The following is a 20,465-nucleotide window of genomic DNA, read 5'->3' on the forward strand; positions in this document are numbered from 1 at the left end:
CCAGAAGGCTGTAGGTCACAGGTCAACCAGGCGTTCCAGGATTTTAAGCGGCGCAGATTGGCTGGCGCGGGGCATAGTTTTATTTATTCATTTGAATAAATTTGAATAAATATGGTAATAATTTGCAGCTCAGCCTCAAGAGCTTTATCAGTACCGGGCGCCTATAACTTGTCAGAGGTATTGTAATGATGAAGGGTGAGGATCTTGATCACCACCTGAATGCCCTGGAGCAGCGTTTTCAGGCCCTGCAGGACCAGGCCGGAGGCTGGCCCGAGGCGCGGGAGGCGCTGGCGCCGGTCTTACAAGCGGTCGCTCAGGCTATCGCCGAATTGCGGACCGCACAGGAGGCCGAGACTTGCCACCTGAAGCAGGCCCCGGGCGTCCAAATGGAGCACTCCCGGCAGCCGGAAGCTGTCCAAGGCCGCTGTGAAACCTTCCTGCACCATGACTTTGAAGCCCTTCCCGACCTGCTCACCGTGATTGACCGGGACTTCAACATCGTTATGAGCAACTGGCCCAGGCATGATTATGGGACGGAAGCGGAACGTCGCAGCTATCTCAAGTGTTACCGGATTTACGCCCACCAGGACAGTCCCTGCGAGTTTTGTCAGGTCCGGGAGGTCTTTGCCACCGGTTCCCCTTATATACGGGAATGGTTCGACCCGGTTGCTGGCGGGTTTCGGGAAATCTATGCCTTTCCCATCCTGGATGAAGCCGGTAATGTGGTCCTGGTGGCCGAGCACGGACGGGACATCCAGGAACGCAAGCAGGTTGAAGCGGACTTGGCAATGCGGGAGGAACTCTACCGCGTCTTGACCGAAAGATCTCTGGCCGGGGTCTACCTCATTCAGGACCACAAGTTTCGCTATGTAAACCCCGTACTGGCCCAGATGTTTGGCTACACCCCGGACGAGATGATCGGCCGGATGAGCCCCAGGGACACGACTCATCCCGATGACCTCCCTCTGGTGGATGAACAAATCCGCCAGCGACTGACCGGTGAAGTCGAAGAAGCCCACTATACCTTCCGCGGCCTGCGAAGGGATGGAACCGTAATCCATTTAGAGGGTTTAGGCCGTCGGATCGATTACCAGGGGCGGCCGGCCATCGTGGGGACGTTGCTGGATATCACCGAGCGCACGCGAGCCGAAGAGACCCTGCGAGACAGTGAAGAGAAATATAGAGGGTTGATTGAGACCACCGGCACCGGTTATGTGATCATTGACCCCGAAGGCAAGGTGCTTGACGCCAATCCGGAGTATGTGAGGATCTCCGGACATGACCAGTTAGAGGAGATTGTAGGACGCAGTGTCATTGAATGGACTGCAAAGGGAGATCGAGACCGCAACGCGGCTGAAGTTAAGCAATGCTTTCAGAATGGCTTCGTTAAAAGTCTCGAATTGCATTATCAGCAAAAAGATGGCCGGATAATTCCCGTCGAGATAAACGCCACCACCATAAACACCTCGGAAGGCCTTAAGGTATTAAGCTTGGTCAGGGACATCTCTGAGCGTAAGCAAGCCCAAGAGGCCCTGCAAACCCAGGCCCTGGTTTTGGAGAGTATGGGTGAAGCGGTCACCGGAATCTCCGAGGATGGGCACATTGTTTTTGCCAATCCCGCGGCTTATACCATGTTCGGATACCCTGAGGGGGAGTTGACCGGCCAACCCGTTACAGTGCTGAACGATTTGCCGCCAGAGGAGAGTGAACGGTTTGCCCGGGAAATTATAGAACGCTTGCAGAAGGAAGGCACTTGGACCGGAGAAGTTCAGAACCGCACGAAGGATGGAATTTCGTTCATAACTTATGCCCGAGTCACCACTCTAGAGCTGCCCGAAAAGAAATTATGGATCTCTGTCCAGGAAGATATCACGGCGCATAAGCACCTGGCAAAGGCTACGAAAAAATATCTGCAATTCATCGAACTGCTCATGGAAACCATCCCCAATCCGATTTTTTATGAAGATGCTCAAGGCATTATCCTGGGATGTAATAAGGCTTATGCAGAGTATGCGGGAGTGGCCCAGGAGGAGATTCCAGGGAAGACCGTGTATGATCTCTCCCCGGGGGAGGTGGCCAGGGTCTGCGACGCTGGAGCCCAGAAGGCTTTGCAGGATCCAGGGACCAAGGTCCGCCTGGAGCTACAAATGCCTGCGGCCGATGGCAGCCAACGCCAGATGATATGCTATAAGGCTGCCTTTATCGAGGCCTCCGGCAATGGTGGCGTGGTTAGTGTCCTTACGGACATTACCGAGTTGCAGCGGGCGCAAGAGGCCCTGCGGGAGAGCGAGGCGCGCTACCGTTTGCTGGCCGACAATGTAATGGATGTCCTCTGGATAATGGATACGAGCTATTCGCTTACCTATGTCAGTCCATCGGTCAAAAATATGACCGGCTATACCCCTGAGGAATTTTTGTCTTTGGGGTTGAGACAGATCGTTCTGCCCGTCTACCACCGGGTGTTCGGCACCTCGCTGGAAAAATTACTCGCCCCCGAGATGCCTCCGTCTCTCAGATACGAGGTGGAATACCAACGGAAGGATAGCTCTCATGGCTGGGGAGAAATCACGATCACCTTGATGCGGGACCCTCAGGGCCTAGTCAAAGGGTTGACAGGAATGGCCCGTGACATCACCCTCCGCAAGCGGGCCGAAGACGCCCTGCGGGAAAGCGAAGTCAAATACCGGGAATTAGTGGAAAGCGCCAATTGTATCATCCTACGCCTGGACACCCAGGGGAACATCAGGTTCTTTAACAAATTCGCCCAGACTTTCTTCGGTTTTACGGATGAGGAGATAATTGGCCGCAACGTAGTGGGGACGATCGTCCCGGAGGTGGATTCCAGCGGCTATGATCTCGCCGCAAAGGTGCGGGATATATTGAAACACCCGGAGGATTACTACAGCAACGAAAATGAGAACATGCGCCGCAACGGTGAAAGGGTATGGGTGGCCTGGACCAACAAAGCGATCTATGGTCGTGATGGTGAACTCAACGAAGTGCTGTGTATCGGTATTGACCGCACTGAACAAATAAAGGCGGAAAAGGCCCTCAAAGAGAGCGAAGAGCGCTATCGCACCCTGTTCGAAACCTCCCCCAATGGCATAGTGTTGATGGACTTGCAGATGAACATCACCATGGCGAACCAGCGGGGATTGCACTTATTTGGGTTTAGCAGCCCGGAGGAGGTGTTGACGAGAAATGGGGTGGACTTTATCGCACCGGAGGACCAGCCCTACGTTCTGCCGCTCATCCAAGAGATGTTCGAAACCGGTGAGAGTCAAACCGTGAACGTGAAGCTGCTCACGAAAGACGGCACCAGAGTTTCTTGCCTGGTAACCGCCTCATTCCTCAGAGACGCCGCGGGTGAGCCCCAGGCCATCATGGGCGTGGCCCAGGACATCAGCGACCTGAAGCGGGCCGAAGAGGCTGTGCGGGAGAGTGAAGCCCGCCTCCGGGCCATTTTCGAGCATGCTCCGGTGGGAATAACCATGGTGGATCACACCGGGAGATTCCTCCAAACCAATCCGGCCTATCAAGAGATAGTCGGGTATAGCGCCACAGAGCTTCAGAGCCTGATCTGGCAACAGCTTACCCTTCCTGAGGATTTGCCAGGAAATTTGGAGATGCAAGAGGAACTTCTTGCCGGCAAACGCCAATACTACTCGATAGAAAAACGGTACCTGCGCAAAGATGGCGAAATCGTCTGGGTCAGCGCAATGCTGTCGAGATTACAGAATGGCCTGGGTGAGGCCCGGGTGGTGGGTACGATCCTTGATGTCACCGCCCGGAAGCGGGCGGAAGAGGCCCTGCGGGAGTCCGAGCAGCGGTTCCGGCTCATGGCTGAGACCATCCAAGACGTCTTCTGGATTGCCACCCCAGGTATCGAAAAGACGAAATATGTGAGTCCGAGATACGAACAGATCTGGGGCCGCCCGAGGAAAGAATTATACCAATCTCCCCAATCCTTTCTGGAGGCCATGCATCCGGAAGACCGGCAGCGGGTAAAGTCGGAGGTTTTTGCAGCCCATAATCGAGGCGAAGCCTTTAGCCTGGAATACCGGATTATCAGGCTCGACGGGGAGGTGCGTTGGATTCACGACCGGGGTTTCCCGGTCAAAGGTGAGCAGGGCCACGTTATCTTGTTTACGGGAGTGGCCACGGACATCACCGAGCGCAAGACTCTGGAACAGCAACTCCTTCTGGCCCAAAAGATGGAAGCAGTGGGGCGGTTGGCCGGAGGCGTGGCCCACGACTTCAATAACCTCCTGATGGCCATCACGGGTTACGGCGAACTCATGAAAACCAAAGTTCTTAAAGGCGACCCGCTTTACGGCTACCTGGAAGATATCCTGAAAACCACCGACCGGGCTGCGGCCTTGACCGGACAGTTGCTGACCTTTAGCCGGCGCCAGATCGTCTGCCCTCAGATGATGGATCTCAACCGGGTCGTTTTGGATCTAGAACGGATGCTGCGACGGCTCATCGAGGCAGACATCGAGATGAAAATCATTACTGCCCCGAAGCTGGGAGCGGTGCAGATAGACCCCGGCCACCTTAACCAGATCATCATGAACCTGGTGATCAACGCCCGGGACGCCATGCCGTGTGAAGGCCGTATTGCCGTGGAAACCGCTGAGGTCATTTTTGACACGAGCCGGCAAACCAGATCCGGACTGGCGCAGCCGGGATCTTATGTGGTGCTGCAGGTGAGCGACACCGGCATGGGTATGGATGAAGCCATCCAGGCCCACATCTTCGAGCCGTTTTTTACAACCAAGGAACCGGGGAGGGGCACCGGTCTGGGACTATCCACGGTGTATGGGATTGTCAAGCAGAGCGGAGGTTTTATCGACCTGGACAGCGAGCCCGGGAAAGGCAGCACCTTCAAGATCTATTTGCCGCGTCTGGATGCATCCACCAAGACGCGGAAGGTCAAGGTTTCCAAGCCTACGCAGTTCCGGGGGCAAGAAACTGTACTCTTGGTGGAAGATGAGGACGTGCTTCGGACCTTGCTGGCCAAGTTCTTGCGGCTCCACGGGTACACGGTGCTGGAAGCCCGCCACGGCGGCGAGGCTTTGCTGATCTGTGAACAGCACCAGGGGCAGATTCACCTGATGGTGACTGACGTGGTGATGCCCCGGATGAGCGGCCGCGTCCTGGCCGACCGTCTCACCCCCTTGCGCCCTGATATGAAAGTGCTTTATATGTCGGGTTACACCGAAGATGAGGTGGTCCAACGCGGCGTGGCGGAGCGAGCGGTGGCGTTCCTCCAGAAGCCCTTCAAACCGATAGATTTGGTGCACCAGGTCTACACCCTCCTTAAGCCCCAAACGAGCCGTTAACGACTCTTCGTCCTCGATGTGGCCGTCCTGCTCCGGTCTTTAACCAGTGCCAAACGTTGTCGCGGCAGAAGTTTGTCCTTATGATGCCCCATTTTTTTGACATGAGCGGCCGCTAGATTCTCAATTGATTGAACCTAGTCAAGATCAGGTTTACCGCAACGAGATAATTTCATGATATATAATAAAACTTAGCATGTGCCGTTTTCCCAGTTTCCATAAGGGGGAGGGCTGATGAAAGGGGTCTTGGTGTTAGATTTTCTTTTTCCCTTGGACAGACGTGAAAGGTGGAAGCCTGGCTTAAGAGAGATGGACAACCATGGTAGATAAGCTGGTATTTAGCAAAATTCTGGTGGCCAACCGCGGCGAGATCGCGGTGCGGATCATGCGGAGCGCCCAGGAGTTAGGCCTTAAGGTTGTAGCCATCTACGAGGAGACCGACAAGGACGCGTATCATATCATGCGGGCCGATGAAGCGGTCTGCATAGGTCCCGGCCCCCGGAAAGATTACCTCAACATTGCCAAGATCATTGCCGCGGCCCAGAAGACCGGGGCTCAGGCGATTCATCCCGGCTACGGCTTTCTGGCCGAAAACCCTGATTTTCCCGAAGCCTGCACCAATGGGGGTCTGGTGTTTATCGGGCCGCCCCCGGAGGTCATCCGGAACCTGGGGAGCAAGGTCGTCGCCCAAAAAGTCGCCAAAGCTACCGGCATCCGCGTGGTTCCGGCCACCCAGGTGCTGGCCTCGGGACCTCAGGGCGAAGAGGAAGCCCTGAACTTTGCGGCCCAACACGACTACCCCATCATGATCAAGGCGGTATCGGGGGGAGGCGGCCGGGGCATTCGCCAGGTAGATGATAAAAGCAGTCTGCTGGCCGGGCTCAGCCGCTCCCGGGCCGAGGCCCTCATGTCCTTCGGGGATGACAACATCTATCTGGAAAAATGTATCTACCGGCCGCGACACGTGGAGGTCCAAATCCTGGCCGACTCCTACGGCAATGTGGTGCACCTGGGGACTCGCAACTGCTCCATTCAGCGCCGTCACCAGAAACTGGTGGAGATTGCCCCCGCCGGATTGCCCCAGGCCTTGACCGAGGAAATCTGCGACGCGGCGGTGCGAGTCACCCGGGCCGCCAAATATCTCAGCGCCGGGACAGTGGAATTTTTGGTAGAGCCCGACGACACCTATTACTTCCTCGAAGTCAATACCCGCCTGCAGGTGGAGCATACGGTCACCGAGGTGGTGACCGGTATCGACATCGTTCGGGAACAGCTCTTAATCGCCATGGGCGAACCCATCAGTTTTTGCCAGGACCAGGTGGCCGAGCGGGGCTACGCTATCGAACTCAGGATCAATGCCGAAGACCCCAAAAACGATTTCTTGGCCAGTCCCGGGATTATCCAGGTATACCGGTCCACCGGTGGTCACGGGGTCCGGCTGGACGGCGCCGTCTACCAGGGGTACAAAATCACCCCTTTTTACGACTCCTTGATCGTGAAGCTCACCGTGTACGGCTTCGCCTGGCGGGAGGCGGTGGACCGCATGGCCCGAGCCCTCAACAACTTTCTCATTATCGGGGTGAAGACCACCATCCCGTACTTCCAACAGATTGTCAAAGAGCCGGATTTCATCCGGATGCAGTTGGACACCGCGTATATCGATGACCACCCGCAGCTTCTGGATTATCGGGAGCAGGAACGGGAGGTGGAGAAAGTGGCGCGCCTCATTGCCGAAATCAACGCCCATGAGAAGAATCCTTATGGGTAGAGAAACATCAACCTTCGTTTCAGCGTATTAAGGGAAGAGATCATGCAGGGACGAATTGTTCGAGGAATGACCCCCACTGAGATTCTGAAGGTGCTGCAGGAGTCTGAGGGGTATTACCTGTGTAACAATGAACGGGATGTGTCGCAGTCTGACTTCAAAAACCGGCTCCTGCCCATGACCACGGTGCGGGTGGCGCCGTTCCGGGAGGCCGCGGGTTTCTTTTCCGTGGAAGTGAGCGGCGGCGCCTCCGTCCACGTGGACCTGATGCGCAAGCAAGTTGACCCCTTCGAACGCCTGCGGATCACCCAGAAGGCCATGCCCAAGACCCTGCTGCAAACTGTTTGCCGGGGTTCCAGCCTGTTCGGCTACCGCCATTACCCCGAAAACGTTATCCGTCTGGCGGTGCGGAAATTCGCCCGCTACGTGGATGTTTGGCGGGTCTATGATTTTCTCAATCACGTGCCCAATATGATGCCGGTAATGGATGAGGTGCAGAAGGCGGACCGCCTCCTGATGCCGAGTGTCTGCTTCTCCACCGGGCCGGAGCATACCGATCGCTATTATGTGGATAAGGTCAGGGAGATCCTGGAGGTCACCGGGCCTGAGGTCATCATTTCCATCAAAAATTATGCGGGCCTGGGAACTCCCAAGCGCATCAGCCAGTTGGTAGAGTCCATCTGTGCCGCCTTCCCCGGCCTGGTGCTCCATTATCACGGCTGCAACACCGACGGCAATGACATCGGACGCATGAGCGCCGCGGTCCGGGCGGGGGCGAAAATTTGCGACGTGGCGGACCACGGCTATGGGGCGATCTACGGCCAGGCCCCGGCCCTCACCCTGATTCAGGCTTTGGATGATTACGGGAAAAAGGCCGTGGGGGTGGATATCCCGGCTCTCATCCAGTCCTCCGACCTCCTGCGCCAGGAACGTAAGATCTATGAGCCCTTTGAGAGCCCTTTCCGGGGACATGACCCCACCGTGGCGGCCTATAAGCTCACCGGCGGCGCGGTGGGCAGCACCTTTGAACAGGCGGACAAAGGGGGTTTTCTCGACCGCATGCCGGAAATCCTCACGGAAATGGCCCGGGTTCAGGTGGAACTCGGCAACTGGTGGTCGGTGACCCCAGGCTCCCAAATCCTCTGGACCACGGCAGTCAACAACGTCCTGTATGGGCGTTATGAGAGACCCTCTCTGGACCTGAAAAATCTCCTTCTGGGCCGCTACGGACCCCTGCCGTTCTATCGACCCGAAGCCTGGATCTGCGAGAAGGTACTGGAATACCAGCGCTACGACGGCAAGAAATGGCCGCAGATCCTGGCGGATGAGACGGGCATCCAAAAGTCCGGGGATGCGGATCTGGAGATGGAGCGCCGACGGCTGGAAGGCGAATTGGAGCGGCCGGTCAGCGACGAAGAATTGGTGCTCTATTTGCAGTTTCCCTTCGATGCCTTGTCATTCTTCAAGTTCCAAGCCCGGTACGGCAAGGTCTGGTTGCTGCCGCCGGAGGTCTGGTTCCGGCAGGGCGGCTTCAAAGACGGGGAGCGCATCACCTTCGCCGACGAATTTGGAGTGCCCCATTACATCGAGGTGATTTCCACCCGTCGGGAAGGGGCCAACGTCTTTACGACCCTGGTGGTGGACTATAGCTTTCAAACCTTCAGCGTTCAGGTAGAGGGCGCCAATAAATCTTCGGCCGCCGGGTGAAAGGGCCGTCCCTGGCCTTCCGAGCCAGGGTGAGGTCAGCCGGAGCCTCCCCGGCGATTTTTGCCTGCGAATATATTTCAGTATAGAGATATTTATGACTTCTTCGATATGTTCCGATAGAGAAAGTGCGGGTTTATGGAGCGATAGTAATCTTGGGAAATCTTATTAAACCGTGAGAGAGACTAAGGCTATGCAATATAAGGAGGTTTTGAACTCCGAGGAAGCCGCCGACCTTTTAGGGGTCAAACCTTTCACCATCCGCACCTATGCCCGGCGGGGAGTGATCCCGGGCAAAAAACTGGGGAATGAGTGGCGTTTTGTCAAAAATGACCTCATGGCCTGGCTGAGGGGGATGGAGACAGAGGGGGGAGAACTGGAGACCCCTACGGGGGCCAAAGCATTTCTCCAACGATTGCGCGAGGATAGCGATTTCCAACAAAAGATTGAATCATTATCCACTGACGCAGAACGGATGGCATTTGTCCAGAGGGAAGGCTTTGCTTTTACCGTTCAAGAGTTGGAGCAGGCCATCCAAGCGGAGTTGGATGAAGACTTGGAAGAAGATCAGGAATCCAAGGTTGTCCGCAGAGCCCAGCGTTACCAGGTCTATTTGAAAGTTTCCGAACTGAATGGCCAAGCGGTAACTGATACCATGATTTTAGACATCAGCGCCTGGGGTGCCAGGGTTGGATCTTTTAAGCCCTTTGACACCATGGGAAATATTGAGATCACCTTCACCCCCCCCGGCGAGAATCAAAATGTTCGGATTACCGGTGAAGTGGTGTGGTCCAGGCTTATGCCGGCAGAGAGCCGTTATCATGCCGGGGTCGAATTCTCCAAACCCATTGATCAATTGCATCGTGAGGGCAAAATTTGAGGTTAGCCCGCCGGGCAGCCATCTTAACCTCCATCAGGAGCTTCTCTTCCAGTTATGTTCCCCCCCGCTTATGCTTTCTTTTTTTGCAGTGACACTCTATTACCTTTTAAAATATGAAAACGCGTTATAACCTCAAAACGGGCGGTCTACCTGTGACAAGGAGATTTCCCGGAACCATCCAGAATATGCATGAGGAGTAAAACGATGACTCAGGCCAAAGAAAAATCAGCGTTGAAAAGATGCGGCGCTGCCGCTCTCATGCTGGCCATCATTCTTGTGGGCGGAGGAAATAGACTCCAGGCTCAGGTCCTCGCGGTGCCGGCCAACATGCCAATCCTCTATAAAGAAATCCCTGACTATGTCAAGGAGAGGTCGCGGGCCCGCTACAAGATTAAGCTGTCTCAGTGCCAAATTGTGTTCCGTGAGGATGGTTACTACCTATTAAGCGGCGACCGGGAATTTGTCATCCTCAACCAAAACCCCGCGTGTCTGAAGAGGTTTGCAGGGAAAATGGTGGCCGTGCAAGGCCGGACCACTGAGAGTGTGGTTTCCTGGTTCAGCTTATACTTTGTTGTCGTCGACGATATCAACGGCATGAAATACGACGGCAAAGTCGGCCCTTGGATGATGCGTGAACCTACGGACGAGGAAATCCGCTCCTGGAATCTCCACAAGCGATTACCCCCAGCAACCCAGAAATTTATGACCTATCTGGCTCTGCCAAAATCAGCCAGTGACGTTAGGTTTGCTGGGAGCGAAGCCGGCAGTAACACCCTGGCGTATGGCACGATAACTTCCGAGGATAATCAATCTCTGCCGGTGGCGGACGTCAATCGCCAATTGACCAGCATTCAGCGTCAGTTGACGGGTATCGAACAAAAGATGGCAAAGCCACCTTACCGAGGAATATACTCGGTACCCGAAGCGGATTGGAATGCCACGGACTGGTCTCTTTATATGGATTCGCAAGGAGGGGGTTGAGGACGCTTCAACTAGCCCCTGGGTCAAAAGTTGAATAACCTCATAGGGGGTTATTGTGCAGAACTTCCGGGTGGGGTATTAATCCAATGATTTTCCGATGTTCCTCCCGTCATGGCGGGAATCGTCCGTGTTCCTTCTGGCGGTCCGGGCCGTTTTTCTCACTTCTGGCAACTCTGGCGCTGGTTCTGTTCTTTGGGGGCCAGGTGAGGGGAGATGAGACCGAGACGGTTATCACGGTCCATGCCAGAGACAGAATGCACTCCTTGAATCCCCTGATCTTCGGGCAAAATATCCTCTTTGCCAGCAATAGCCTCTGGAACACGAGCATTGACGACATCGATCCCGTAGCCAGGCCGCTGGTAAAAAGTCTTGCCCCTACCATAGTGCGTTTTCCCGGAGGCACCGCCAGCAACATATATTTGTGGGAGGACGGCCTGGGCTTCCGCACCGCCGCAGAGATCAAGCCATACACCCCCACCATTACCCTGGACGGTGCTCCCAACTGGAAGACGGTTCAGCAAGCGCGCCTTTTGCATAGCAGCGCCGGCGCCTTGGGAAAGCCGTTTAAATTTTTGCGGCTGGAAGGCAACCGTATCGAAGGGGTTTTAGATCTCAAAGGGTCTTATCCTCCGGGAGTTATTATCCGCCCCGATGCCAGGGCTGGGCAACCGGATTATTTCTTTAATAATTACGGCATCATGGAGCATATGAAATTCGTCACCTCCCTTGGCGCAGAGGCCATTATCGTTGTCAATTATAATACCGGGTTAGATCGGGAGGGGCGCCTGTCCAATAAAGTCTCTCTGAGTCAGAAGGCTAAACGAGCCGCCGCGCTGGTGGCATTTGTCAACGGTACCCCCCAAGACGGGCGTTCTCTGGGCATCGATGACGAGGGGAATGACTGGCATACTGTGGGCTACTGGGCCGGCAGACGTGAGGCCCTGGGGCATCCTGCGCCCTACCGGGTGAAGTACTGGGAAATCGGCAACGAGATGTATGACAAAAATAATGAAGGGGGGTTCACCAGCGCCGAAACCTATGGTCAGGATTTTGTGACCTTTGCCCGGGCCATGAAAGAGGTTGACTCGAACATCAAGATTGGGGCGGTGGGGATAACCTCTCCCCGTGGGCGTGGGGACGCCGACTTTACCGATGAATGGAACCCAACGGTCCTTCGGATAGGTGGGGCGGACATGGACTTTCTTATTCTCCACCCTTACTATCCGTCTGCGGGGCTGAAGCCCGCCCCCTATCAGAGCCAGGCCTGGTTCGCGGCCGTCATGGCTGGGGCCTCTCAGGCCATGGCCGATATCAAAGAGATCAGAAAGGTCATACAAGAAAACGCCCCGGCCGGAAAACAAATTCAAATTGCCGTAACCGAGTATGGCATATGGCCGGCTGATGCCAAAGATGCGCGAGACTGGGCCAACCTGGGCCGGGCCTTATTCGATGCGGATCTCCTCATGGGTCTTCTCCGGGATGGTCCCGGGTTAGGGATTAACCTGGCGGCCAATTGGGCATTGCATGGTAGTATGCAAGCCGCTGCCATCGCTTATGATTGGAAGACCGGGACCCGGACTCTAAGGCCACACTACTACGCCATGCAGCTTCTGAGAAAGCTGGCGCCGATAGTTGTGGAAACCAAGGTTACCACCCCTACTTTCTCAGTGCAGCGGGTGGGGAACGTCACGGATGCAACGGCTATCCCCCTGGTGGGGGCGCTGGCGACTGTTTCTAAAGATGGGGGCGTGCTTACGCTGCTGGTGATCAACCGCTCTCTGGAAGCCTCGCTGGCGGCAACCATCCAGCTCATGGATTATAAGCCCCAGGCCACTGCCCAGATTTTCGGAATCACGGGTTCCAGGATAAGCGACAATAATGAGGATCAATCCAAAACCGTCACCCTGGACACCACCCAGATTAACGACGCGGCGTCCCGGTTCATGTATACTTTTAAGCCCCATTCCTTGACCATGTTCCAGTTTAAGGCCGAGACCGAAGATTCGCTTAGCCAGGAAAGACCAGGGCGCGTGGAGTAACCCCCCATAACCCTGGGCCGGGTTATGGGGGTTCCTCTTTTTGACTATCCAGTCCAAAAAAGTGCTCCCATAGTGCTCCCAAGCAAATAATCAGGTAGAATATCCGACAGTGCGCCTGTAGCTCAGCTGGATAGAGCAACGGACTTCTAATCCGTCGGTCGCAGGTTCGAATCCTGCCAGGCGCGCCAATGATTCAAATGAGTTAGCTAATTTCAGTTAGCCCTATTTTTGGCAGGGATAACTCAGGGATAACCAGAGTGCGGAAAAATAACCTTGAAGACCAAATCCGGGCCCCTCACCGTCTACCTGTCCCAACACCCCAGAGCACCCATTAAGTGGTGGCTTAGGATCTGGTTATAGCCAGCTTGAAGCCGTGGACCCCGCGCCTGAAGTTATCCTTCCCGATGCAGGGGTAGGGTACCGTTAGCACGCCGGGCCCGTGGGCGCCACCAGGATGTCGGCCAGACCTGCCACAACTGCCCCCTGCCTGCTTGTACCTACCTGACTCCGGCCGCCCCATACCTGGCTCCGAGCTTGACCATACCACCCGCATGTTGGGAAGTCCTCCCTCCGTTCGTGAGGGCGGAACTATCGTCCTGCCTCCGAGGGAAAGGAATTGATAGGCCGACCAATGCCTTGACCATCGATGGTGGGGGGGGGTGACCATCATGAAGGGTTGCCGGCACGAGCCTCTAATCCTCATTCGGGCATCTGTCGCAATTAGACCTCCACTTTCTCCTGCTCTCCTCTGAAAAACCTGTAGTTGGCATCCTGCCATAGTCCCGGCACCAAACCACCGCCGCGGCCGTCATCGCCACCCAGACGCAAGGGACCGCCGGCCCCGGCGCCAAGGCTCACCGTGGGGAGTTCACTACCCTTATTCCCTCCAGGCCCCTGATGATGCTGCCCACGTCCCCCTCTCCCGGCCCCAGGAGGCAAACCCGGAGATGGGACTCCTACCCCCCCTGTCTTATATGCTTGGCCCGGACATCACATCGAAATTTCAATATATTCCGTTTGTCTGGGATAGGTCCCGACAGATAGCACCCCCCGGGTGATGGGACCTAAGCCTCAAAAATTTCAAATCGATTTTTAGTCGGGGGGTAAGCCGGAATGGTCATGATCCTGGCCGGCGCAGAGAACATCAATTGGGAAGGATAACTTGCCACCCAGGTTGTCGCCTCAAATGCGTCACGCATGCCCTGAGGCACGATTCGGGGTAGGTCAATAGGAAGGTAAGGGGTGAGCGTGCTCCTGGCAGGCAGGGTCGGACAGATGAAGGGCGACGGAGGACCCTGTGCCGATTTTTAATCGGTGATCGGGGCCGATGGCGCTTGTTGGAAAGGGATCAGCGGGGACAGTGGCAGCTTCCCAGTGGGAGGCTGGCAGGTACAATGAAAATGGATATTTGTGCTATAGTGTTTAAAAAAGGACGATTTGGCTACAAAAAGAGGAGCGGATTTGAACCCTCGTTGGAAGAATCCAAACCCCTCTTTTAACCAAGGCGGGCACATAATCTCGGATAGCATAAATTGCGATTTTATCCTGAACCTCGATTTCTTATCATATTCGGGAAAATTTATTGTTAACGAATTCAATTTCTTGAGAGGAATGAATGTTATGCTCAATGATGACCCCCATATGTTACGTGATTTGCATCCTCTTGAACGTGCAAAACTGAGAATAGAATACGAACGTATAAAAATAGATCGCTATAAAACCAAATGGACAGCTATATCAATATTAATCCCTATATTTGCAACTATTACAACTATTTGCTTCGGTATTTATAACTTTGCTAACCAAGCAAGGAAAGATTTTGAAATTAAAGCGGTGGAAATTGTAATGAATAGCCCTTCACCTCAAGTGGCTTTGAATAAGGCCTACGTATTAGTCGAAATGTTTCCCGATCGTCTGCCTGCAAATTTTGTGCAGTCATTGGAACAATTATATGGGAGCAATTCCGTTCCAGAAAGATCAAAATAAAAAACTAATGGAGGTTCTGGAAATGGTAAAAGGACATATGTGGTCTGCCAAGTTAGCGATTAAGACTATAACTTTTTTAACTTGTTTGGGAATTGTATCAGGCATCACCGGCAAAACTTTTGGCCAAACAGACTGGAAACAGAGGCCGCGCGATCCAAATTTGAGAGGCAGGATCGAATCTCCACTTTCCGGTGCCCAGGTCAAAAGACATTTTTCGGTTCAAGGAACTGTCACAGCGGGAAGATCTCGAAACCTATGGCTCATAGAGAGGATCGGTCAACAACATTGGCCGAAGGAACCAAAGCTGATTGTCCGGGAAGGTCGGTGGGAAGGAGAGGTATTTGAGGGTGGCAGGCCACCAGCGGGAAGGTTTGAAATCCTCCTGGTTGATGTACCTGATAATCTCAGCAAAAAATTTGAGGAATGGTTGCAAACAGGGCATAGTACGGGACACTATCCAGGTATTCCAGCCCGTGATCTGAGGGATATGACTGAACTTCATAGCAAAGAATATTATTTAAAAACAGAATAAACACTCCGAACTTCTTGAGCGACAAGGCAGGCCGATATTCGACTGCATGTTGGCATCGGATACCTTTGAGGGAGGGCAATTTTCAGAGTATATCTTCAGCACATACCCGTCAAAGGGAATGGTAGCGGTAGCTCTTTTAATAAAGCTTTTTTTATCAGCCTATTAGGAATCCTGTAAAGGGCGGGGTGAGAACATTTCTAACGAGTGAAAATTCTTCGACATGTTGCAAACTGTCATCATTTTAAGAAAACCAGCAAATTTAGAAAAACGATAAGAGGACCTGTTTTAACTTTTGCATTGGTTGCCATAATCCGATAATTGGCAATCTTGCGGCATAGTTTCAGTTAATTCTTCTTCAGGAACTTCGACTTGAATTGGGAGGTGTAGAGAATGGCGCGTAAGGGTCGTTATCGCCCAAGGGTCATTATCTTAACCGCGCTACCAGTGGAACTTGCCGCTGTTAAAGAACTTTTGCAGATCCCCAATGGGGAGGCTCTCCGGGAGCTTTACAAGAACACCATTTATGAATGGGGTACTTTTGTCTTTGCCCGCGGTGAATGGGAAGTTTTGCTGGCGCAAACCGGCCGAGGGAACATTAGCGCCGCCTTAAAAACGGAGCAGGCCCTCACCTATTTCCGGCCTCAGGCCGCCTTTTTCTTGGGAGTAGCGGGTGGTTTTAAGGATGTCAGCCATGGTGACGTGGTGGCCGCTAATAAAGTTTACTATTATGAAGCCGGCAAATCCGGTATCGATAAATCGAGGGATTTTTTTTGGGCCAGGCCCAATCTTCGGGAAGTGAAAGAGGATTTAATCCAGTGGGCTTTAAAATGTGCTGCAGCTAATGATTGGCGGAAAAGAATCAAAACCCCATTGCCACCGATCTCCTTACACCTGCGAGATCCTAAGGTTTATATCGAGCCCATTGCATCAGGAGAGCAGGTGTTCACTTCCAAGAAGGCCGCCCTATCTGAGCGTCTTCGCACTCATTATGGGGATGCTATAGCCGTGGAGATGGAAGGGTTCGGGTTCATGAAGGCGGCGGCGAACCACTCGCAGGTCTACAGCCTGGTCATTCGGGGTATTTCCGACCTCATTGACGATAAAGGCCGCAATAAAACGGGGGATGAGGCGGCCCTGCAGGATATTGCCTCCCGTCATGCCAGTGCCTTCGCCTTTGAGGTTCTGAACCTTTTGGGCCTATATCTCAACGCTCAGCATGAAGACGGAGGCAAGGATAAGGGCAGCGGGCCAACGGAAGCTGAAGGCTACCGATTCGATGACGCATCCGGGATAGCTGCAGAAGCCTCTTCTTCAGAGGCAACGACTGATGGCGCGACAGAAGCGGAAATGGGGAGTGCTCACGCCCATTCCCAGGCAACCGGATTTGCTGAAGCGCCTGGGGAGGAGGCCAGCGCTTTTTCCCCCGGAGAAGCCGAGGAGGGCGCGGGTCAAGAGGAAACTCGCCGCACCGATGAAGAAGTCCGGCCAAGCCAACGTATAAGCAATGTGCCACCTCTCAATTATAACTTCTTTGGGCGAGAAAATGAGATTCGGGAATTACATCGCAGGTATAATGCCGCCCGGGCAGAACGGGCCGCGTTTGTCGTCTGGGCTATGTCGGGGGCGGGGAAGACGCAATTGGCTATAAAATACGCTCATCAGTATGAGCAGGACTATGACCTAGTTTGGTGGGTGCGCGCCGAAGACCGAGATACTTTAATGTCCGACTATGCCGCTCTGGCTCAAGAGTTGCCCGGTTTTGCCGCGCCACCGGCGCAAGAGGTCCAGTATTCCCTGGGGGCAAAATGCTTCGGTTTATTCGGAAAGGTGAAGTTCTCTAGAAAGATAGACCCCAGAGTAGAATTCCATGCCGCTGCGCTTAAACGTGATCTGGGGCAGAGGAACCGATGGCTACTCATTCTTGACAACGCCAGGGACTCGGAAATGGTCCGGCGTTTTATCCCCGCAGGCAATAGGGGCCATATCCTTATCACCAGCAGCAACCCCAGTTGGCGAGGACTGGCTGAACCCTTCCATCTGCCGATGGCGAACGAAACCGAAGCCACGAATTTTCTCCTGGCGCGCACAGGTTACACCGACCGGGACCAGGCGCAAAATTTGGCCAGAGCCTTGGGAGGTCACCTGTTGGCTCTGGACCAGGCCGCAGCCTTTATGAGCGAAACCGGCATGTCCATGGCCGAATATTGGCAGAACTTCCAGAACCAGAGAACCCGGCTGGAATTGCTGCGATACAGGGAACCGGCCAATGATTATGAATTCACGGTTGCCACCGTCTGGGAACTATCATTCAGCCGAGTGGTCAAGAAAGCCCCAGCAGCCGCAGATCTCCTAAACTTGTGCGCCTTCCTGGCCCCGGAAGATATTCCTCAGCAGCTCTTTATGGGAAATAAGGAACATCTTCCGGAAAATTTGAGAGCCGTAGCATGCCAATCCTTAGGGTTCGATAAAACCGTGGGAGCAATAAAAACTTATTCTCTAATGAACCGGAAGGATAGGCTGTTATCGGTGCACCCATTGGTGCAGGTTATGGCCCGGGACCGCATGTCCAAGGAAATATGGGATACTTATGCTCAGACTGCCGTCAGCTTGGTCAACCAAGCCTTTCCTAAGACAATGGAAGATCCCGCCGCACGGACCCGCGTCGACTTGCTGGTCCCCCATGCTGAAGCAGTGCTGGAACATGTCAAAGCCCGCCGTTTGGCCCTGGTCTCCCAAGGGGGATTGCTGACGAAACTGGGGGCCTACTACTTGGCGGAACGCAATAATGCCAAGGCACGGGTATCATTGGAGGAAGCCCTGGCCTGTTTCGATAGGGCTTATGGCTATAAAGCTTATGGACGTCCGGAGTTAATCCCAACCCTTACTCAATTAGGCCTAGCCTTCTATGAATTGGGAAAATTTCCAGACGCTTTGACTAGACTCGACCAGGCTCGGAGGATTGCTCAGGAGGCGCCGCAGGATCATTATTATACCGCAGTGTCTGATCTGCTGTTCTACCTGGGCAGGACCCTCAAAGCCTTGGAAAAACCTGAAGAGGCCGAAGATAAGTTTAAAGAATCACTTGACATGGAACATCATGCCACTGACCGCTCTCCCCTACGGGTAGCCGATAGACTCAATGAATTGGGCGGCGTTCTCCTGGCCCTGGACCAAGCAGGGGAGGCGAAAAAGCTGTGCGAACGCGCCTGGTCCATCGTCAACGACCATCCGGCACCTGAAGGGCTGCGAGTAGCGCCGGTTGCCGAGAACCTGGGTGATATTTATAGAAAATCAGGAGATTTGCCTTCGGCGGAAGAGTATTATTTCCTGGCAGAAAGCATCTATGAAATCTCCTTGGGAAAAGATGATCCGCGAACGAAGGCAGTGGGGGAAAAATTAACCCAAATCTATGGTTCAAAAACTGGATAGCGAGTGGAAGAATAAAAGTCGGCGGAGTGGGAAAAGGATTAGTAACGGTTACTCCCCCAACAGACTCTTGACAAGGCTTTTTAGGGAGGACCGGGTATGTACCTTCCATATCTATGGATCTTGGGGAAGAAATTGGGGCTTCCGCGCTGACCCCCCTTAGTTTCTTTGCCCAACGTGCCTATGCTTTTTTTTGCGCTCATTTCTTTCTCAAAACTGAGGAAGCCATTGATTGGCAGAAATCCTAAGGCCTAAATCAATTTTAATAGAAATTATTAAAAATATTTCTTTAATTTTATGCAATATTGATATATCAAAAAATAATGGAGGGTTTTGATATTTAGCCGGCAGATGAGAAAGTCTAATGCGGGGCCCCAGGCTACAAGAGATTCCCATCTTTCCTGGAAAGGTTTTTCGGCTGCTTAGTCATACCCCTGTTGCCCGAATAGCAAAGTTGCTGACTTGATGTCTTATGCAACCATCCGACCCGAATGAGGCCTTCAAGCTCCTCCTGCTCATACTGACCGGTTTAGGGGTAATGCTGGGGATCATTCGCATCTCCCGAGTTCCAAAGATTTTTGCCCGTATTCTGTTTGTTCCCCTTATTATTGGGATAATTTACTCTGCGGGGATCGATTTTTGGCGCCAACTACCCGTCGCTTACCAAATTATCACCCTGATAGTGCTGCTGCCCATCTTCCTAATAGTTTTACTGAGGATCGTCTTGGGGGCCAACCTTTTTCGAGAAGTGCTAGGCAATCTTATTTATGATCTCCTCAAAGGTAGTTGTTTATTATTAATAAATATATTTAGAATTCCATTTACTCTGGTACGCCGTCTTTGGCGTTAATAATGTCAAGTAATACATTGATCAAACCCTTAATATTGCAGTGATAGACTTTTGGAAAAATCAACAGACAACATTAGGCGATAAGGTTAATTTATGAAAATGAGAATTTATTATAATTCGGTTTTAGGAGCCTTAGGTGGCCTGGTAAGTTGGGGGATTTTAGGTCAGATGGGAGAATTTACCAGCGTGATCTTCCGAGATATCGTTTACGGGATTGCGGTGGGGGGCTGCATTGGCGCCGCCATCGGCTGTATAGACGGTATTTTTGACAGGTCCCTGGCTCAAGGGGCGCGAGGGGCCGTCCGAGGTGTCGGCTATGGGGCTGTGGGGGGGGTGGCCGGACTCTTGATCGGCGAACTGGTTCTCTGGGTGATAGGCGGCGGCATTGGCGGCCGGGCCGTGGGCTGGGCCATCATCGGCCTGGCTGTGGGGATCACCGAGGGGGTGGCCAATCGGGCCCCAAAAAAGATCAATTATGGGCTTATCGGCGGTACCCTCGGGGGATTTTTTGGGGGAGCCATCTTCGAATTCCTGCGGCAGAATTTCGGCAGTTACGCCTTCAGCCAGGCCCTGGGGTTAATAATCCTGGGCGCCTGTATCGGTTTCCTCATAGGTTTAGTGGAAGATATCCTGCGTGTCGCTTGGCTGATGGTAATCAGCGGTCGGCAAGAAGGCCGTGAATTCACCTTGGCAAAAAAGATTAATCTCATTGGCCGTGATGAGAATTGCGACGTGCCGTTGTTTGGTGATGCCGAAGTTCTGCCACAGCATGCCCAAATCCGGGTGGAGCGCGAAAGGTTTATCTTGTTCGGGCTGAAAGACACGGCTGGTAAATTGTGGGTAAACGAACGTCTGATCACTTCTGAGGTTGCACTGGCCAATAATGATCGCCTCAAGGTCGGGGACACCAAGTTGGTATTCCGCTGGAAAGAAAAGATTAAGGCTTCATGAGGTATTATA

The 20,465-nt window shown here is 53.5% G+C and carries 12 protein-coding genes and 1 tRNA gene; 12 read left to right on the plus strand and 1 reads right to left on the minus strand.

What is annotated here, in order from left to right:
- The first annotated feature begins 185 nt into the window (after positions 1-185).
- The 7 genes from WC600_03470 (at position 186) to WC600_03500 (ending at position 12,899) form a co-directional block, all read left to right on the plus strand.
- Complete coding sequence (locus WC600_03470; protein ID MFA4901785.1) at positions 186-5,345, plus strand: PAS domain S-box protein; 5,160 nt, start codon at positions 186-188, stop codon at positions 5,343-5,345.
- A gap of 316 nt (positions 5,346-5,661) precedes the next feature.
- Positions 5,662-7,110 carry a biotin carboxylase N-terminal domain-containing protein gene (locus WC600_03475; GenBank protein MFA4901786.1) on the plus strand — a complete coding sequence of 483 codons (1,449 nt, stop codon included), beginning with the start codon at positions 5,662-5,664 and terminating at the stop codon, positions 7,108-7,110.
- A gap of 42 nt (positions 7,111-7,152) precedes the next feature.
- The gene (locus tag WC600_03480) at positions 7,153-8,814 is read left to right on the plus strand and encodes a hypothetical protein (protein MFA4901787.1); all 1,662 of its coding nucleotides are present in this window, start codon (positions 7,153-7,155) and stop codon (positions 8,812-8,814) included.
- A gap of 190 nt (positions 8,815-9,004) precedes the next feature.
- The gene (locus tag WC600_03485; protein ID MFA4901788.1) at positions 9,005-9,691 is read left to right on the plus strand and encodes a Nif11-like leader peptide family RiPP precursor; all 687 of its coding nucleotides are present in this window, start codon (positions 9,005-9,007) and stop codon (positions 9,689-9,691) included.
- 204 nt (positions 9,692-9,895) lie between these two features.
- On the plus strand, positions 9,896-10,672 hold the full coding sequence (locus tag WC600_03490) for a hypothetical protein (protein ID MFA4901789.1): 777 nt from the start codon (positions 9,896-9,898) through the stop codon (positions 10,670-10,672).
- Positions 10,673-10,758: 86 nt separating this feature from the next.
- Positions 10,759-12,711, plus strand: coding sequence for an alpha-L-arabinofuranosidase C-terminal domain-containing protein (locus WC600_03495; protein ID MFA4901790.1), 1,953 nt, complete (start codon positions 10,759-10,761; stop codon positions 12,709-12,711).
- Between the two features lie 111 nt (positions 12,712-12,822).
- Positions 12,823-12,899 (plus strand) — tRNA-Arg (locus WC600_03500).
- A 532-nt stretch (positions 12,900-13,431) separates the two neighbouring features.
- Here WC600_03500 and WC600_03505 read toward each other — a convergent pair.
- Positions 13,432-13,569: a hypothetical protein gene (locus WC600_03505; protein MFA4901791.1), complete on the minus strand. Its 138-nt coding sequence runs from the start codon at positions 13,567-13,569 to the stop codon at positions 13,432-13,434.
- A 579-nt stretch (positions 13,570-14,148) separates the two neighbouring features.
- Here WC600_03505 and WC600_03510 point away from each other — a divergent pair.
- The 5 genes from WC600_03510 to WC600_03530 all read left to right on the plus strand — a co-directional run bounded on the left by WC600_03510 (position 14,149) and on the right by WC600_03530 (position 20,456).
- Positions 14,149-14,697 (plus strand): hypothetical protein, encoded by a 549-nt coding sequence (locus WC600_03510; protein ID MFA4901792.1) that lies wholly within the window; start codon positions 14,149-14,151, stop codon positions 14,695-14,697.
- The gene (locus tag WC600_03515; protein ID MFA4901793.1) at positions 14,663-15,229 is read left to right on the plus strand and encodes a hypothetical protein; all 567 of its coding nucleotides are present in this window, start codon (positions 14,663-14,665) and stop codon (positions 15,227-15,229) included. The genes WC600_03510 and WC600_03515 overlap by 35 nt, the downstream gene beginning before the upstream one ends.
- A gap of 390 nt (positions 15,230-15,619) precedes the next feature.
- Entirely contained in the window at positions 15,620-18,658 is a 3,039-nt protein-coding gene (fxsT, locus tag WC600_03520) for an FxSxx-COOH system tetratricopeptide repeat protein (GenBank protein MFA4901794.1), read from the plus strand.
- A gap of 469 nt (positions 18,659-19,127) precedes the next feature.
- Positions 19,128-19,505 (plus strand): hypothetical protein, encoded by a 378-nt coding sequence (locus WC600_03525; protein ID MFA4901795.1) that lies wholly within the window; start codon positions 19,128-19,130, stop codon positions 19,503-19,505.
- 93 nt (positions 19,506-19,598) lie between these two features.
- Positions 19,599-20,456 carry an FHA domain-containing protein gene (locus WC600_03530; GenBank protein ID MFA4901796.1) on the plus strand — a complete coding sequence of 286 codons (858 nt, stop codon included), beginning with the start codon at positions 19,599-19,601 and terminating at the stop codon, positions 20,454-20,456.
- The last annotated feature ends 9 nt before the right edge of the window (positions 20,457-20,465 follow it).

The organism is Desulfobaccales bacterium (genome assembly GCA_041648175.1).
In the GTDB taxonomy this organism is placed as follows: Bacteria; Desulfobacterota; Desulfobaccia; order Desulfobaccales; family 0-14-0-80-60-11; genus 0-14-0-80-60-11.